The 16,262-nt window shown below is 28.8% G+C and carries 15 protein-coding genes; 3 read left to right on the top strand and 12 right to left on the bottom strand.

The window, feature by feature from the left end:
* Positions 1 to 595 precede the first annotated feature (595 nt).
* Together ACZ5TJ_RS01095 and ACZ5TJ_RS01090 are read left to right on the top strand one after the other, a co-directional pair.
* A complete protein-coding gene (locus tag ACZ5TJ_RS01095) occupies positions 596 to 874 on the top strand; it encodes a CD3324 family protein (RefSeq protein WP_464200760.1) in 279 nt (92 codons plus the stop codon).
* A gap of 285 nt (positions 875 to 1,159) precedes the next feature.
* Positions 1,160 to 1,819 carry a FusB/FusC family EF-G-binding protein gene (locus ACZ5TJ_RS01090; RefSeq protein WP_464200759.1) on the top strand — a complete coding sequence of 220 codons (660 nt, stop codon included), beginning with the start codon at positions 1,160 to 1,162 and terminating at the stop codon, positions 1,817 to 1,819.
* 390 nt (positions 1,820 to 2,209) lie between these two features.
* Here ACZ5TJ_RS01090 and ACZ5TJ_RS01085 read toward each other — a convergent pair whose 3' ends face one another.
* From ACZ5TJ_RS01085 to ACZ5TJ_RS01065, 5 genes are all read right to left on the bottom strand, one after another.
* Positions 2,210 to 2,584 carry a DUF956 family protein gene (locus tag ACZ5TJ_RS01085; RefSeq protein ID WP_464200758.1) on the bottom strand — a complete coding sequence of 125 codons (375 nt, stop codon included), beginning with the start codon at positions 2,582 to 2,584 and terminating at the stop codon, positions 2,210 to 2,212.
* A gap of 186 nt (positions 2,585 to 2,770) precedes the next feature.
* Entirely contained in the window at positions 2,771 to 3,682 is a 912-nt protein-coding gene (locus ACZ5TJ_RS01080; protein WP_464200757.1) for a PTS system mannose/fructose/sorbose family transporter subunit IID, read from the bottom strand.
* A gap of 18 nt (positions 3,683 to 3,700) precedes the next feature.
* Entirely contained in the window at positions 3,701 to 4,504 is an 804-nt protein-coding gene (locus ACZ5TJ_RS01075; protein ID WP_464200756.1) for a PTS mannose/fructose/sorbose transporter subunit IIC, read from the bottom strand.
* Between the two features lie 37 nt (positions 4,505 to 4,541).
* Positions 4,542 to 5,519 (bottom strand): mannose/fructose/sorbose PTS transporter subunit IIA, encoded by a 978-nt coding sequence (locus ACZ5TJ_RS01070; RefSeq protein ID WP_464200755.1) that lies wholly within the window; start codon positions 5,517 to 5,519, stop codon positions 4,542 to 4,544.
* Positions 5,520 to 6,147: 628 nt separating this feature from the next.
* Positions 6,148 to 6,300 carry a zinc-ribbon domain-containing protein gene (locus ACZ5TJ_RS01065; protein ID WP_039312227.1) on the bottom strand — a complete coding sequence of 51 codons (153 nt, stop codon included), beginning with the start codon at positions 6,298 to 6,300 and terminating at the stop codon, positions 6,148 to 6,150.
* Positions 6,301 to 6,664: 364 nt separating this feature from the next.
* Between ACZ5TJ_RS01065 and ACZ5TJ_RS01060 the strand changes: the two genes are divergently transcribed.
* Complete coding sequence (locus ACZ5TJ_RS01060) at positions 6,665 to 7,777, top strand: metallophosphoesterase (RefSeq protein ID WP_464200753.1); 1,113 nt, start codon at positions 6,665 to 6,667, stop codon at positions 7,775 to 7,777.
* Positions 7,778 to 8,381: 604 nt separating this feature from the next.
* Here the strand turns inward: ACZ5TJ_RS01060 and ACZ5TJ_RS01055 are convergent.
* The 7 genes from ACZ5TJ_RS01055 to ACZ5TJ_RS01025 all read right to left on the bottom strand — a co-directional run bounded on the left by ACZ5TJ_RS01055 (position 8,382) and on the right by ACZ5TJ_RS01025 (position 16,255).
* Complete coding sequence (locus ACZ5TJ_RS01055) at positions 8,382 to 9,809, bottom strand: 6-phospho-beta-glucosidase (RefSeq protein WP_464200752.1); 1,428 nt, start codon at positions 9,807 to 9,809, stop codon at positions 8,382 to 8,384.
* Between the two features lie 22 nt (positions 9,810 to 9,831).
* Positions 9,832 to 11,676 (bottom strand): beta-glucoside-specific PTS transporter subunit IIABC, encoded by a 1,845-nt coding sequence (locus tag ACZ5TJ_RS01050; protein WP_464200751.1) that lies wholly within the window; start codon positions 11,674 to 11,676, stop codon positions 9,832 to 9,834.
* A gap of 138 nt (positions 11,677 to 11,814) precedes the next feature.
* Complete coding sequence (gene licT, locus ACZ5TJ_RS01045; protein WP_464202240.1) at positions 11,815 to 12,609, bottom strand: BglG family transcription antiterminator LicT; 795 nt, start codon at positions 12,607 to 12,609, stop codon at positions 11,815 to 11,817.
* Between the two features lie 912 nt (positions 12,610 to 13,521).
* Positions 13,522 to 14,001, bottom strand: coding sequence for a 23S rRNA (pseudouridine(1915)-N(3))-methyltransferase RlmH (gene rlmH / locus ACZ5TJ_RS01040; protein WP_464200750.1), 480 nt, complete (start codon positions 13,999 to 14,001; stop codon positions 13,522 to 13,524).
* Positions 14,002 to 14,213: 212 nt separating this feature from the next.
* Positions 14,214 to 14,855, bottom strand: a complete 642-nt coding sequence (locus ACZ5TJ_RS01035; protein WP_464200749.1) for a lactate utilization protein — start codon at positions 14,853 to 14,855, stop codon at positions 14,214 to 14,216.
* A gap of 82 nt (positions 14,856 to 14,937) precedes the next feature.
* Positions 14,938 to 15,435, bottom strand: coding sequence for an SEC-C metal-binding domain-containing protein (locus ACZ5TJ_RS01030; protein ID WP_464200748.1), 498 nt, complete (start codon positions 15,433 to 15,435; stop codon positions 14,938 to 14,940).
* Between the two features lie 28 nt (positions 15,436 to 15,463).
* On the bottom strand, positions 15,464 to 16,255 hold the full coding sequence (locus ACZ5TJ_RS01025; protein WP_430831809.1) for an MBL fold metallo-hydrolase: 792 nt from the start codon (positions 16,253 to 16,255) through the stop codon (positions 15,464 to 15,466).
* Positions 16,256 to 16,262 lie beyond the last annotated feature (7 nt).

The raw sequence follows: 16,262 nt of genomic DNA, 5'->3' as shown, positions 1-16,262 counted from the left end.
TATATTTTCCCTATACTTCATAATATTTAGGTAGTTGAATTATGTTACAAAGATATATAAAAGTTAAATTTAAAAGCCGCATCTATTTAAGATACGGCTTTTCTAATAAATCTACCCCTATTTAAATCTAACCATCTTTTATTTTTAAAATTCCCCCTATCTAATTTTTGAGGACTAGCTAAGACAGCTAGCCCTTAAAATTAGGTTGTTAATGATTTATTATGATTTATTAGTCTTATACTTATATTTTACATACTGACTTACATCATTTTTATAGTTAATATCGAAAGTATAAAAAAATATTATAGGTTTACACCATTAGAATTTTCGTACTCTATATTATAATTTCATGCTCTTTATTTTAACTATGATATAATATGCATAACATATTGGAGGTGATTTTATGAAGGTTTATGATACATTCAGCTCTAAATCAGCTTGCTCCTTGCAAAGACTACAACAAAGTCAGCTATGCTTTGTCTGGAGCCTAATTTGTTAGTTAGCTGGAGTGCGTACATGTTTTAGGCTCTGTAGCACATAGCTTTCTTAGTATTCTTTGCTTTAATGCCGTAATTTAAAGTGAAGGAGTAAGGAAATGAGTTATAAAAAGGCGCAAGATGTGTTACCAGAGGAAATACTTAAAATAATACAAGAATATATAGACGGAGAATATATTTATATACCTAGGAAAAGTGAAAATCATAAATCCTGGGGAGAAAATAGCGGTATAAAGGATAGCCTTAAGATAAGAAATAATGAAATTTATAAAAAATATCTTAATGGTAATTCTGTTGATGAACTATCCAAAGAATATTATCTGTCAGAAAAAAGTATTAGAAGAATAATAGGTCAAGAAAAACGACTATGCTCATAATCGTTACAGAACTATTTATTAGATTGAATACTTATTTAGAGTCATGTTATTCTTTCATTGTATTAATCCAGTGAAAGTTATCATTTCTAATTTAAGATACTATTTAAGGATAGAATAATTATGAGTATTTTATATATTTTAATTAGATGATTATTATTACTTTCATTTGAAGTGATAATAATCATCTTTTTTTTTGCTTATAAACATGTGAAATTTAAACTATTGTCTTATTGATTTATATAAATAATAAAAATGAAATATGTTAGGAAAGAGGTGCTAGATTTTATGAAAGATTTTATAAAAAAACATGAATATAATTATATAAAGAAATGTTTATATGATTTAAATAATGCCTTTAGAAACTGCATAGATATTGATACTGTAGAAACGACTAAAGCATATATACAAGATAAAATATTTAATATTTTTGATAATTTATCTTATGAAGAAAGAGATTTACTTGATATTAGTAAAATAACTGATTCATTGCATATTAGTCCGTATTTAACTAAATTAGATGAATACACATATGGAATGCCAAACATTACAGCTTCACAGATTAGTAAGTTATTTAGGAAAGAAAAAAAGTTAAAATTACCTGATTTAAATAAAGAAGATTCAAAGAATGTATATTTAGGTTGGATTGATCAATCTATAAGAAAACTACTTGTAGTTTATAATATGGATGGTAAGTTTATTGGAATGTCTTGTAGAATTCAAAATTTTAATTCTAATAATACTAATATATGTGTTCTTTGTAATCATATAGGTAGTGAAGATGAAGTTGCATTTGTTTCACCTATATGCAAAACTTCTAATGCTGGGCAAGATGCTTATAGATCAATAGGATTTCATGTATGTTTAGATAGTGAAAAATGTAATGAAAGAATTGTATCTACTGAAAAGCTTGAGGATATTTTAAAGAATGTAAATAACATAAAATAAATACTCTTAATAAATTATAAGCCTAAAGTATTTTAATTAATACTTTAGGCTATTTTTATTAATTTAATAATATAATATTACTCACTGAACTGATTTAAACTATTTTGCTGATCTCATTTGTTATTAATGACTTTGCTATATTCATCGCTTTTCTGTATATTTTTCCATACTATTTTATCCCTAATGTTTACATATTGAACATCAAAAAGAGCGCTTCCTTTTACACGGAAACGCTCTACCTCCATACTTTACATATCCTTGAAACAAGCGATACAAGATATCTGTATGAATATTAAATTCTTTATCAAATGAATATCTTGACATAACCTGGTTCCTCGCTTTCTATTATCTTTCTGTCCAGTTATTATACCAAGTAAAAATCCTTTAATATTATTTCTTCTTAAATATAGATTTTATCCCTCTTTTAACAACATCAAAAAAGCCTAATGACTTAACTATATGATTTGGGTCAACATAATTTCTAACAGTACGAAGTACTTTCTTTGTTTCTTTAGATGCAAAAGAATATGTACCATTTTTCTTTGTTTGGATTGCGTATCTTGGAATCCACTTACCATTTAGTATTACAGATACAATTACATAGTCAACCTCTTCCCAAGGAATTTGAATGAATTTTTGAACATTATTAGAATTGTAAAATTCAAAACCTTTATCACCAATCATTATTTTCCCATAATCCGTAAGACCTGTAAAAGCAGTTGCATCAACTACTAAATCTACCTTTGTATTAAGTGATTTAACCATACATTCTACCTCTTTTCTATTTAGTATACTTATTAAATTTAATTCAAACTTCTAAATTAAGTATCCATTCTTTCATTTTTATAATATCATAAAATCATTTTCTTAAATTTACTTTAACTTATTTATATTTAAAAATAGCCTAGGCTAAGTAAAAATATTACATTAACCTAGGCTGAGTAAAAAATATTACATTAAACCTATTACGTGGAATATAATTCCGATTACGAATAAAGCAAGAATAATGATAATTGGAGATATCTTCTTCTTAAGTAGCCACATACAAAGAAGTGTTAGTAATAATCCTGCAAGTCCAGGAATTAATGAATCTAAGTTACCTTGTAATGTTGTAACCTTATCAGTAGTTAATGATAAGCCAGATGCTTGTTGTAATAAAGCTTGTTTAATACCTTCTGCTCCAGCTGGAAGGCTACCCCAATCAATGTAAGCACCTTTACTTAACTGAACAGATGATATTACTGGTATAAACTTAATAGATACCCATCTATTAACTAATGACCCTAAGATGAACATACCAAGTATAGATGCTCCCTTTGTAATATCTTGTAGTAAATTACCTGATAAATCTTCTGTAATACGAGAACCTGCTTTGTAACCAAGCTCTTGTGTATACCAAGTAAATGCCATACGTATAATATTCCAACCTAAGAAGAATATAATTGGTCCTAGTATATTACCAGCCATAGCAAGTGAAGCCCCTAATGCTCCTAATATAGGTCTAACAGTAAACCAGAAAACTGGATCTCCAATACCTGCTAAAGGTCCCATCATACCAACTTTAACACCTTGAATAGTTACATCATCCACAGGTGATCCATTTGCACGATCTTCTTCTAATGCTAATGTTACCCCAATAATAGGTGAAGCTACATATGGGTGAGTATTAAAGAATTCTAAGTGACGTGTTAATGCCGCTGCTCTATCTTCTTTAGTTTTATATAATTTCTTGATTGCAGGAATTAATGAAAATGCCCAACCACCGTTTTGCATTCTTTCATAGTTCCAAGATCCTTGAATGAAAGTTGAACGCCACCAAATAGAAAGACGATCTTTTTTTGTTAACTTTAATTTATTCTCCATTTCGTCTTCTCTCCCTTCTTAATAGTTATCGATAATATCGCCTATTGGATCTCCTGTATTTGATCCACCATTACCTGAACCACCTTTTTTGCTAAGTGCTAGGTAAACAAGAGCTATAGATACACCGATTGCACCTAATCCCATAAGTGTAAGTTGAGGAATAGTTGCTAGTACAAAACCAATTGCAAAGAATGGCCATACTTCTTTTGTTGCCATCATGTTGATTACCATTGCATAACCAACAGCTACAACCATTCCACCACCTACTGCTAATCCATCTGTTAACCAAGCTGGCATAGCAGCAAGCATTGCACTAATAGGGCCAGAACCAATTAATAAGATTAGTGCAGCTGGAAGTGCTATACGTATACCTTGCATACAAATAGCAATAATTTGCCACATTTCAACTTTTCTAATATTTCCTTCTTTTGCAGCAGCATCCATGAAGTGTACGAATGCTGTAGCAATTGTACGACAAATAATTGTTAATAATAATCCTGCAACTGCTAATGGAATTGCTATAGCAATAGCTGAATCAACTCCTGCTCTACCTTGACCACCAAGAACTAGAATAATTGCAGATGCAACAGATGCTAACGCTGCATCTGGTGCTACGGCAGCACCTATATTTGCCCAACCTAAGGCAATCATTTGAAGCGTACCACCTAAGATTAGACATGGCATTAAGTTACCTGTAACTAATCCGATTAAAGTACAAGCAACTAGAGGTTGGTGAAATTGGAATTCATCTAGGATACCTCCCATCCCAGCTAAAAATGCAATAATAATAACTAATATTATTTGAATTATATTTAGATCCACTATGTTAATCCTCCTTTTTCTATTAAAATAATTTAGATTATTTTAATTTATTTAATTCTTCTTGTGCCTTTTTAAGAATTTCGTCCATATTTCCTTTTGAATCACTTGGAACTTTACGAACATCAAAATTCAATCCAGCTTTTTTAAGTTTATCGAAAGTATCAATATCTTCTTGGCTGAAAGCAAGTACTTTATTTGGTTGAACTTTTCCTGGAGAATGAGCCATAGAACCAACATTAATTGTCTTTAGAGGAACTCCTCCTTCTACTGCTCTAAGTACATCTTCTGGATTTTCAAAAAGAAGTAATGCACGTTGTCCACCAAAATGTTGGTCATCTTTTGCAAGTTTAATCATTTGCTCAATAGGAACAACATGAGCTTTAACTCCTGGAGGAGCAGCTTGTTGAATTAATTTCTTACGAAGTTCATCTCTAGCTACATCGTCTGATACAACAATAATTCTTGTTGGTTGTACAGTTTTTGTCCAAGCAGTTGCTACTTGTCCATGAAGTAAACGAGAATCGATACGAGCTAAAACATATTCAAATGATCCTGGCGCACCTGCATTAGACTGCTTAGCAGAACCTTCTGAAGACTTATCCTCAGTTACTGGCTCTAATGCTTCTGGTTTAATTTTAACTCCTTCTCTAGCTGATTTTATGATGCTAGAAGCAATTTCTTGTGCAGAGTCCATTGAAAAACGTGCACCATAAGCTTCAATTACCATTGGTAGATTCATACCAGCTACGATTGCCCATTTATCTTTGTGTTCTTCAAATAGACTATTAGCTTGGTTAAATGGTGTACCACCCCAAAGGTCAACTAAGAATAAAACTTCATCTTGGTTGTCAAAAGATGCAATTGCATCTTTCATTTTTGCTTTAATATCATCAGGTCCTTCACTAGGCATTAACGTAACAGCTTGTACATTTTCTTGTTCTCCAAAAATCATTGAACCAGATTGTAAAATGCCTTTAGCAAATTCTCCGTGACTAGCAAGAATAATTCCTACCATATATATACCTCCTATTTTCATTTGCTACGATAAATTATAAATAAGTTCTAAAAACTCATAATTAAAATTAATTTCAAAAATCACTTTTAATTATGTATACCTATATAATTAGCAAATATTGTGCCAATAAAATGTATTAAGAACCTTTAAGTTGCTTAAAGCTATGTAATTCAATGATTTTGCTTTACTTACAGCCATTGAAATCTTTTTCTTTAATACACTTTGATCATTTTTTGATACTATTCTTTTTAGTTTTAAGTTATTTTGATATACTTATTTAAACATTTGATCATTATAATAAATTTCATTATCATTTAGTATGATGTTCGATATATTATTTGCTTTATTAATAACTTTTATTGTAGCTTTATTTAATATACTTCTATAATTTTATATATTAAACTGTCCTAACAATAGCTTTTTCAATAGCTTGGCATATATAAATCTTTAATTTAATAGTTATAATATTATTAAATTTCGTATTTAATTCTTATCATGATACACTTATACTTTAATTAATACACTAATTAATCTTATCTATAATCTCTTTTAAATCTAATATGTAAATAAATATTTTATAAATACAAAAAAGGTTGTAGTTTAAACTACAACCTTTAACAATCTAAAATTATCTTCTATTTTGTTCTTTTTTAGCTCTTCTACAAGATATACATCTTGTTGGCTCATTTGTGAATCCTTTTTCTTTATAGAATTCTTGCTCTCCTACTGAAAATACGAATTCACTTCCACAATCTCTACATTCTAATGTTTTATCTGTCATAAACATTCCTCCTAAAATTAAAGATTCTAAATCGATATAATAATCTCTAATTTTCGAGAAACTATTTACCTAAATGAAACTTTTTTTGTTAGCAACTTTGCTACCTTTTTATAATAACATACTATTAATTTAATAGCAACCTTTTTTTATTATTTTTGTAAATAATAAAAATTTGATAAAAAATTTTCCAAATAATATCTAATTAAATCTATTTGATATCTATATTAAAAATATTTTATAAGCATAGCAAAGTTCCTATTGAAGAAGTAAATACAATAAATTATACTTTTTATTAGATTAGTTAAATAAAAAGTAGTGGATAAACTTTTTATTAACTTGTAAGAAATGGGGTTATAGGGGACAAATGAAATATGTGGGAATAATAGTTGTATTACTATTATATGGATTAATGAATTTATATGTAGGAAGAAGAATATCTAATTGTATTGTAAGTAATACAAGTTCTACTATTACTATTTTTATTAGCATTATTATTGGGTTATTAACACTTTCAACTTTAGTAACATATAGTATGCCATATAATGTTGGAAGTATAGTGGGAACGTTAGGATCCTATTGGATGGGAATTTCATTAATGCTAGCAATATCATTTGCAGGTATTGGGGCTTTAGGTGGAATATTAAACCGTTTAAATATGGCTAATATATCAAAAAACAATGTAACAATTATAGCTTTATTTTTAGTTACAGTTATTACAGTGTATGGATCTTATAATAGCAGTAAGGTAGCTCTTACTTCTTATGATGTAAATATAGGTAAGTATAATAAGGGAGAAAGTATTAAAATAATAGCTATCAGTGATTTACATTTAGGATATATAAACAATAATAAAAAGCTACAAGAATCAGTTAATAGAATAAATGATATTAATCCGGATTTAGTAGTTATTTTAGGAGATTTATTTGATAGTAATTTCTTAGCTGTTCAGAATAATGAGGAAACTTTAGAAATATTAAATAGTATAAAATCAACTTACGGAACTTACTTATGTTGGGGAAACCATGATGCAGGTAGTAATTTTGCACAAATGAAAGAATTTATTATGAAATCTAATATAAAGGTTTTAGAAGATGAAGTAATAGATATAGATAACAAAGTTTTATTAGCTGGAAGATTAGATTCATCACCAATAGGATATCAAGGTGAAAAAACTCGTGCAACTTCTTTACAGATTGATAAGTTTAATAAGGAGAAGCCAATGATAGTTTTAGATCATCAACCTTCTAATATAGATGAATACATAGGCAAATATGATTTAATGTTATCCGGTCATACTCATAAAGGGCAAGTATATCCATTGAATTTTATAACTCAAAGAATTTTTAGACTAGATTATGGCTATGATATTTTTGAAGAAGGTACACATGTAATTGTAACTTCAGGGCTAGGTACATGGGGACCACCTATAAGAATAGGAACAAAGAGTGAAATTGTAGAAATAAATTTTAATTATTAGGTAAATTAAAGCAAACAAAAAACTCCTTTCAAATTATGTGAAAGGAGTTTTTTAGAAAATTTTAAGCTATTAAACGAAACATCTTCTTTAAAGTTATCTTATTATCAAAATAATAGAAAGGATTTATGGGTAAGCAGTGTGAAATTAATTTGTTTACCTAAACATTGCATAACCGCTACTCATATCATCACTCTTTGATCTTATTTGCTAAATCGCATTATATTATTAAAACTAAATTAAATATATCTAACTCATCTCTAGTAAAAAATGTTCTTATTTATGATAAGATTCTCCGTAACTACTCTAAATGAGATTCTTAAATTTTATTCTTGTGTATATGTTATACATAATATTTAGAGAAGGCCCCAAATAGTCATTGTATTTAAAAATTCCCATATTACTAATATGTAAATAAAAATTTAACTACAGCTTTAATCTTTTGTTCTAAGTAAATATTTTATTGTCTCTTTCTTTAGTTTTTATAAAGTAAATCTATTTGTTATCTACATTAAAAATACTTTATATATTTTTAATGGTCAGTAGATAGATTTGTGTAAAATCAAATCTATCTACCGACCTTTTTTAATCTTATATTTTATTTTTATTATAATATTTCACCATTAGATTCAATAACTGTTTTATACCAATAGAATGATTTCTTTCTCTTTCTATCAAGAGTTCCATTACCTTCATTATCTTTATCTACATAGATAAAACCATAACGTTTTTTCATTTCACCTGTACTTGCACTAATTAAATCTATGCATCCCCAAGGAGTATATCCAATCATTTCAACTCCATCAATTGTAATAGCTTTTTTCATTTCAACTATATGTTGTCTTAAATAATCTATTCTATAATCATCATTAATTGATCCATCTTCTTCTATAGTATCCACTGCTCCAAGTCCATTTTCTACACAGAATAGAGGAATGTTATATCTATTATATAAATTATTTAATGATATTCTAAATCCTACTGGATCTATTTGCCATCCCCAATCTGAAGCCTTAAGATAATGATTTTTTATACCCTTCATCATATTACCGCCAGTAAGTTTTTTGCCATTATTATCTCCACTTACAACGAATGTCATATAATAGCTAAATCCAATGAAATCAACTTTTCCATTCTTTAAAATTTCTTCGTCCCCATCCTCAAATTTAACTTCAATATTTTGTCTCTTAAAATATGTTTCCATAAAATTAGGATAAGCTCCCTTAGCTTGTACATCACTAAAGAAATAATGCTTATTCATAAAGTTATTTGCAGCTAAAACATCCTCTGGGTTACAAGTTTCAGCATATGCAAGTGGATATAATACCATACATCCAATCTTAAAGTCAGGATTTATCTCATGTCCTAACTTAACTGCTTTTGCACTTGCTATTAATTGATGATGAGCTGATTGATATATTACTTGTTCTCTATTTTCATCTTCATTTATTCTAAGGCCTGCTGGTATAAAAGGATGCATAGTAATTACATTTATTTCATTAAAAGTCATCCAATACTTTACCTTGTCCTTATATCTATTAAATATAACATTACAGTAATTCACATAAAAATCAACTAATCTTCTATCTCTCCATGAACCATACTTTTCAACTAATGCATATGGCATTTCATAGTGAGATATAGTTACAACTGGCTCAATTCCATATTTTAAACACTCATCAAACACATTATCATAATGCTCTAAACCTTTTTCATTTGGCTCTGCATCATCACCATTTGGAAATATTCTTGTCCATGCTATAGATAAACGAAAACACTTAAATCCCATTTCTGCAAGCATTTTTATATCTTCTTTATATCTATGATAAAAATCTATTGCCTCATGAGATGGATAATGCTTTCCTTCTTCCACTCCACATGTGTATTCCCTCTTTACTCCAAAGGCACCTGCTGTAGCCACATCTGCTGTACTAACACCTTTTCCATCTAAATTCCATGCACCCTCACATTGGTTAGCAGCAACAGCTCCTCCCCATAAAAAGTTATCTGGAAATTTATCTATATTAATATTCATAACTCAATCCTCCAACTTGCAATTATAATATTGTTACTATTTCATCACCTTGGCTTACTGAATCTACATCGCTAGCCATTACTTCTAAGTAATCCATAGTGTTTGTAATAATTATTGGTGTTACAATATCATAACCTTTATCCTTTATAGCATCCTTATCAAATTCTGCTAACTTGTCTCCTACATTAACTCTATCTCCATTTTTAACAAAGACATTAAAATGTTCTCCTTCAAGCTTTACTGTGTCTAAACCTATATGAATTAGTATTTCTACTCCATCATCAGATTTTAAACCTATTGCATGTTTAGTATTAAATACCATAGAAACTGTTCCATTTATAGGAGATACAACTTCATTGCTTGTTGGAATTATAGCTATACCTTTACCCATTATTTCATCTGCAAATGTAATATCATCAACCTTTGATAATGGTATTGCTTCACCTTTTATTGGACTTTTTATAGATATTTTGTTATTTAAAGGCTTTATTTCTTTAGTTTCATTTAGCTCTGTTGTTTCTTCAACTTCATCTTCAAAACCTATTATCCAAGTAATAACAAATGTTGCTACAAAACCTATTACACAAGCAATTAATATATTAATTACATTTGATATTTCAGGTCCTATGTAAGCAGCAATTCCTACAAGTCCAGTTCCAGATGGTGTAAAGCCCTTAACTGCTGTTATTCCTGCATATAATCCACCCATTGCTCCACCAGCAAGCACTGCATAAAGAGGTTTTTTAAGCTTAAGGTTTACCCCATACATCGCTGGTTCTGTAATTCCTAAAAGTGCTGTTATCCCTGTTGAAGATGATAATTGTTTTAAGTCTGAATTCTTTGTTTTGAAACTTACAGCTAAAGCTGCTGCTCCTTGGCAAACATTTGATACTAACATACCTGGTAATATTGTTTGATATCCAAAAGTAGCTAATTGTGTAAATACCGGTGGGAAAATGCTATAGTGCATACCAGTCATAACCATTAGTGGGCTTAATCCTCCCATAATTAGTGGTAATGCCCATGTTGCTTTACTATCAATAGCCATTATAACATCTGCTAATGCTCCACCAAAGAAATCACCTAATGGTCCAATTACTATTAATCCTATAGGTGCTGTTATAACTATAATTAAAAGAGGTACAAATATTAATTTAAGCGCTTTTGGTACTATCTTGTTAACTAATTTTTCAACGTAAGACATTAACCAAACAATTAAAATTATAGGTATTACAGATGAACCATATTTAACCAATGTAACTGGTAGTCCAAAAAATTTCACTGGTTCTCCTGCACTAACTAAAGCTGATAAGCTTGGATGTAATAACACTCCTCCAAGTACCATTGCTAAATATGGTGATGTTTTAAACTTTATAGCTGATGTGTACGCTAATAAAATTGGTAAAAAGTAAAATGCTGCATCACTTATAAAATTCAAGATGTAATATGCTTGAGTTTCTTTAGATATCCAACCTAATGCTGCAAATAATCCTAGGAAACCTTTTAACATACCACATCCAGCTATAGCTGGAATAAGAGGAGTAAATACACCTGCTATTGTATCAAATACAGTAGTTAAAATACCTTTCTTTTCTCCTTTAACTTCTCCATTTGATGAATTAAAATTTCCTAATGAAATAAGTTCTTTATAAACATCGGATACATCATTCCCAATTATAACCTGGAACTGACCACCCTTATCTACACATCCCATTACTCCCTTAACTTTTTTTAATTTTTCAATAGATACTTTTGAATCATCCTTTAAATTGAATCTTAATCTTGTTACACAATGTGTAACATGTGACACATTTTCTTCTCCCCCAATGTGTTCTAAAACTTGAATTGCTATTTCTTTAAATTTCATTTTTAATTCCTCCAATATCTTTTTATATCGAAGGTTTTGCCTGCATTACCAGTAACAATCCTGCATTTTTGTATCAGATAACTATCTGATACTTTAATATCACCGCCTTAAAATAGTCTTTATATTTTAGTAACAATCCTAATTCTTACCTATTAATTTTTGAATATGGATTATTAAATATAACATTTCTTCTTTAGATAAATTATACTTATATCTTTCTAATATAAGTTTTTGAATCTTCATTACACATTTATATGATTCATCATACTTTTCTTTAATGATATAAAATAAATCATTGTCTTCATCTTTTTCATTAATTTTATTATTAAAAAGTCTTTGAGCAAAAAACTTTAAGTGTGTAATAAATCTATAGTAGCTTAAAGATTCTAAATCAAATTCTATATTAAAATTATATTTGACAACATCTAATATTTCCTGTATCAATTTAGTCATATTAATCAAAATCGGCATTTCTTCATTAAGATTAGCATTTACAAAATGTAATGCTATAAAAGCTGCTTCATCTTCAGCTAAATTAACATCAAATTCTTTTCTTATAATTTCTAAAGCATCTAATCCTACTTCATACTCTTCTGAATATAATCTTTTAGTTTCCCAGCTTAATCCATTAGTAACCACAATACCTTGTCTATGTCTTTCGATAGCATTGTATATATGATCAGTTAAAGATATGTATATACTCTCATTGAATTTTTTTCCTGTTTTCTCTTTTGCATGTCCTATTATCTTTTCAGAAATTACAGTATACTCTAAAGGTATACTACTTATTAATTCAATAAACTTATTATTTATATTAGGATTAGATAAAGTAAATATTTTTTCAATATTTTTTTCAACAATTATGTCTTTTACTCTCTTTTTGAAAGCAATCCCTCTTCCCATAACAATAATTTCTTCATTATTATCATTTATAGATGTAACAACATTATTATTTAAGATTTTTTCTATTCTAATTTAAATAACCTCCTTATACAAAAACAAGCAACCAAAACAATAACTAATAATAGTATATATATCCAAAGTCTATATACTAAAAGTTAAAGTCTTGCCTGCTTAATCAGTAACAATCCAACAATATTCAAACTATGTTTATGTTTACATATTATCATAGAAAATATATATTGACAATATTTTTTTTAAATTCAACTTTTTTCTGTTATTACAAATTATTTTCATATAGTAAAAGGCTCTAATTATAATTTTTACCAATTTTCTTTTCTAATTCTACCATCCATTAATATGCCATAAATATATGAGGGAGCTTGTAAATTCTGAATAGGTGTCGTCTTATCTAAGGGAACAAAATTTAAAGCTTTCTCAAATTGTGATTTAGAAATACTTCTATTAGTTGTATTTATTTGATAGTATTTTTGCCTATTAAATTATATGCAAATACCTTACCTCCTTTTTGCTTAAAATCTTTTCCTTCATTTTCAACAATTCTCTTCCATATTAATTCTATATCCATATTATTTACCTCCCATATTTTAAATTAGCCACTTAGCATTATAATCATTAGTAACTACGCCCAATAACTTAATTGACTTCTTATCTTGTTCAATCATTTTTATTTTTAGATCCTCATATGAAAGTTCTTTTAATAATTTGTTATTGAAACATGAGTATTACTTATATATCAACAAAATTAATCCATATTTTGTTGTTAATATATTTCCTATGATACACCATTTTCACCTGTAAAAATAGCCTTAGGCAAGTTATTTCAACGCCTAAAGCTATAAACCTCATTTACTCAAAAGAAACACGCTACTCACATACGTTCGTAGGTGTAAGTTCGTCTAACCAAATCAAAGATTTGGAGGCTTACTTATGATAAGGTTCATTCTTCATTATTCTAAATGCTCTATAAACTTGTTCTAAAAGCATAACTCTAAATAATTGATGCGGGAAAGTCATATTAGAGAAACATAATTTATAATCAGCTCTCTTGATTACTTCATCGGAAAGTCCAAGACTTCCTCCAATAACAAATACAATATTAGAATTACCTGTAACTCCACATCTTTCAACGAAAGAAGAAAGCTCCTCAGATGTTAATTGCTTGCCCTTTAAATCCATTGCAACAACATATGAATTATCCTTTATTTTAGAAAGTATTGCTCTACCTTCCTTTTCCTTAATTTGAGCTTCTTCCTTCTCTGATGCATTATCTGGAGTCTTCTCATCTGGAAGTTCTATTATGTCAAGCTTACAGTATCTACTAAGTCTTTTTGAATACTCATCAATTGCTTGTTTTAAATATTTTTCTTTTAATTTTCCTACAGTTACTAAAGTTATGTTCATTTGTCTCCTCCAATATTACGACAATTAGCCAATAGTATAAAATAACTATTGGCTAATAAATTCCGCTTACTTATGTTTATTATGTAATAAATCTACTATGTATATGCATAAATATATTATAAGATGTGCACTAGTTATTGAAAAAAAATCGAAATGGTCTCCTTATTTCTCTTAAGTATAGTTATACTTTTTATAACTAGTGCAATTGATTTTTAGAATCCTAGATTTTCATTTAAGAAGATTACATGTATTCTATCTTTATCACGTTGTTTCTTAATTAATGTATACTCATTGCAGATTCTTTCAGGACTTTTACAATCCATACAGTGTCCAACCTTTGCACATGGTGTCTTTTTATTTAATCTCTTTGTGTTCATAGGGGCTGCTAACTCTCTATTTCTTTTAATTGCAGCATCTAAATCTTTAACTATCTTATTAACACCGCAAACTATAATTACCTTATCAGGACCAAAAAGCATTGCTGCTACTCTGTTTCCGTTACCATCAACATTATATATTTCTCCGCCTTCAGTAATTGCATTACTACTTACAAAGTATGCATCTGCAAAGAAGGCTTGTCTAAATATTTCAGTTACTTCTTCTCTAGTTATACCTTCTTTATATCTATCTAAGAAATCGTATCTGCCACTTCTTAAATGATCTATAACACCTGTCTTAAATAAAGTTTCTGAACCTCCACAAGTTACCATAGCTCCTTCATCTACAAGTTCTTTTATCTTATCTATAAGGTCTTCCCTTGTTCTAGCATAATATCCATTCATATTATTTTCTTCAAGAGCTTTTATAGTTCTTTCAATCTTTAATTCATTTGACCAAATTTCATAATCATTCATTTTGCATATACCTCCTAAAAATTATGTATAACAAAAAGCTCATAATATATTATGAGCTTTTTTATATTCTATTTTAGGTTAATTATCTTCCACAGCACTTCTTATATTTCTTTCCACTTCCGCATGGACATGGATCATTTCTACCGATCTTTTCTTCGTTTCTAACTATACCTGATTCTCTGTATTGCTTTTGGATTTCTTTTCTCTTTTCTTCTGAGAATATTCCATCCCATTGTGGTAATGTATATAGATATTCAGCTTTAGCATCAAGCATATTGAAATATAATTTTTCTAGATCTATATCAAAAGTTAATTCAGTATTTTCATCGATACTTTCTAAGTCATATGAAGTTTTTAAACTATCGTTTATTCCATCAACAAATCCCATGATGAATTCATTTGTTGTATCATATTTCTTAGCTAATTCTTTTATAGTACCTGTCTTAACTTCTGTATGAGCTGATAACAGGTCTTTGTATACTTTTGTTTCTATATCCCCGTATTCTTGCCAGAATGCTTTTTCTCCTTTAGTTTTAACATATTCAACAACCATATCTGTCCAATCTTTGTATAAACTCATATCATTCTCCTCTTTCTTTCTAAAAAAATTATAAATTAATTAATGAGCTAGGCTCATGTCTACTCGCCATTTTTATATTAATATCTTCACCTAGTTTTAGCCCTTTTTCTTCTAGTATGTTAATAACTGTCTGATAAGCTAAATCTGGATGATTATTTGTTCCACTTAAGTGGCCTAATATTACATGCTTTTCTCTACCATACTTAACAAGCTCTAAAATAGCTTTTGCACAATCATCATTTGAAAGATGACCTATTTCACTTAAGATTCTTCTCTTAAGGTTATATGGGTATGGTCCGAATTTCAGCATACTAACATCATGATTACTCTCTAGGAGTATTATGTCTGACTCTTTAATGTTATCTTTTATTTCTTCTGTAAAGGTACCAAAATCAGTTGCTATACTTGCAGTCTTATCTTTAGACTTTATTGTATATCCAACTGGTCCTGATGCATCATGAGGTATAATAAAAGATTTAATGGATAAATCATTAATCTCAACTGTACTACGTTTATCCATTATCTTTATATTTTTTTCTTTTATTTTTCCAACTGTCTTTGACATGGCTTCCCAAGTATCACTATTTGCGTATACAGGTATATCATATTTTCTTGATAAAACCCCTACACCTTTTACATGATCTGAATGTTCGTGAGTAACAAAAATCCCATCAATATCTTTAGGATTTTGATCTATCTTTGCTAATGCCTCATCTATCTTTTTTCCTGGCATTCCAGCATCTATTAATACTTTTGTTGAATCATTTCCAACAAGTATACTATTCCCACTACTCCCGCTATAAAGTGAACAAAATATCATTTGTTGT

The sequence above is a fragment of the Clostridium budayi genome (assembly GCF_055396605.1).
The sequence above is the reverse complement of the archived record's forward strand: the minus strand, read 5'-3'. Positions and strand labels throughout refer to the sequence as shown.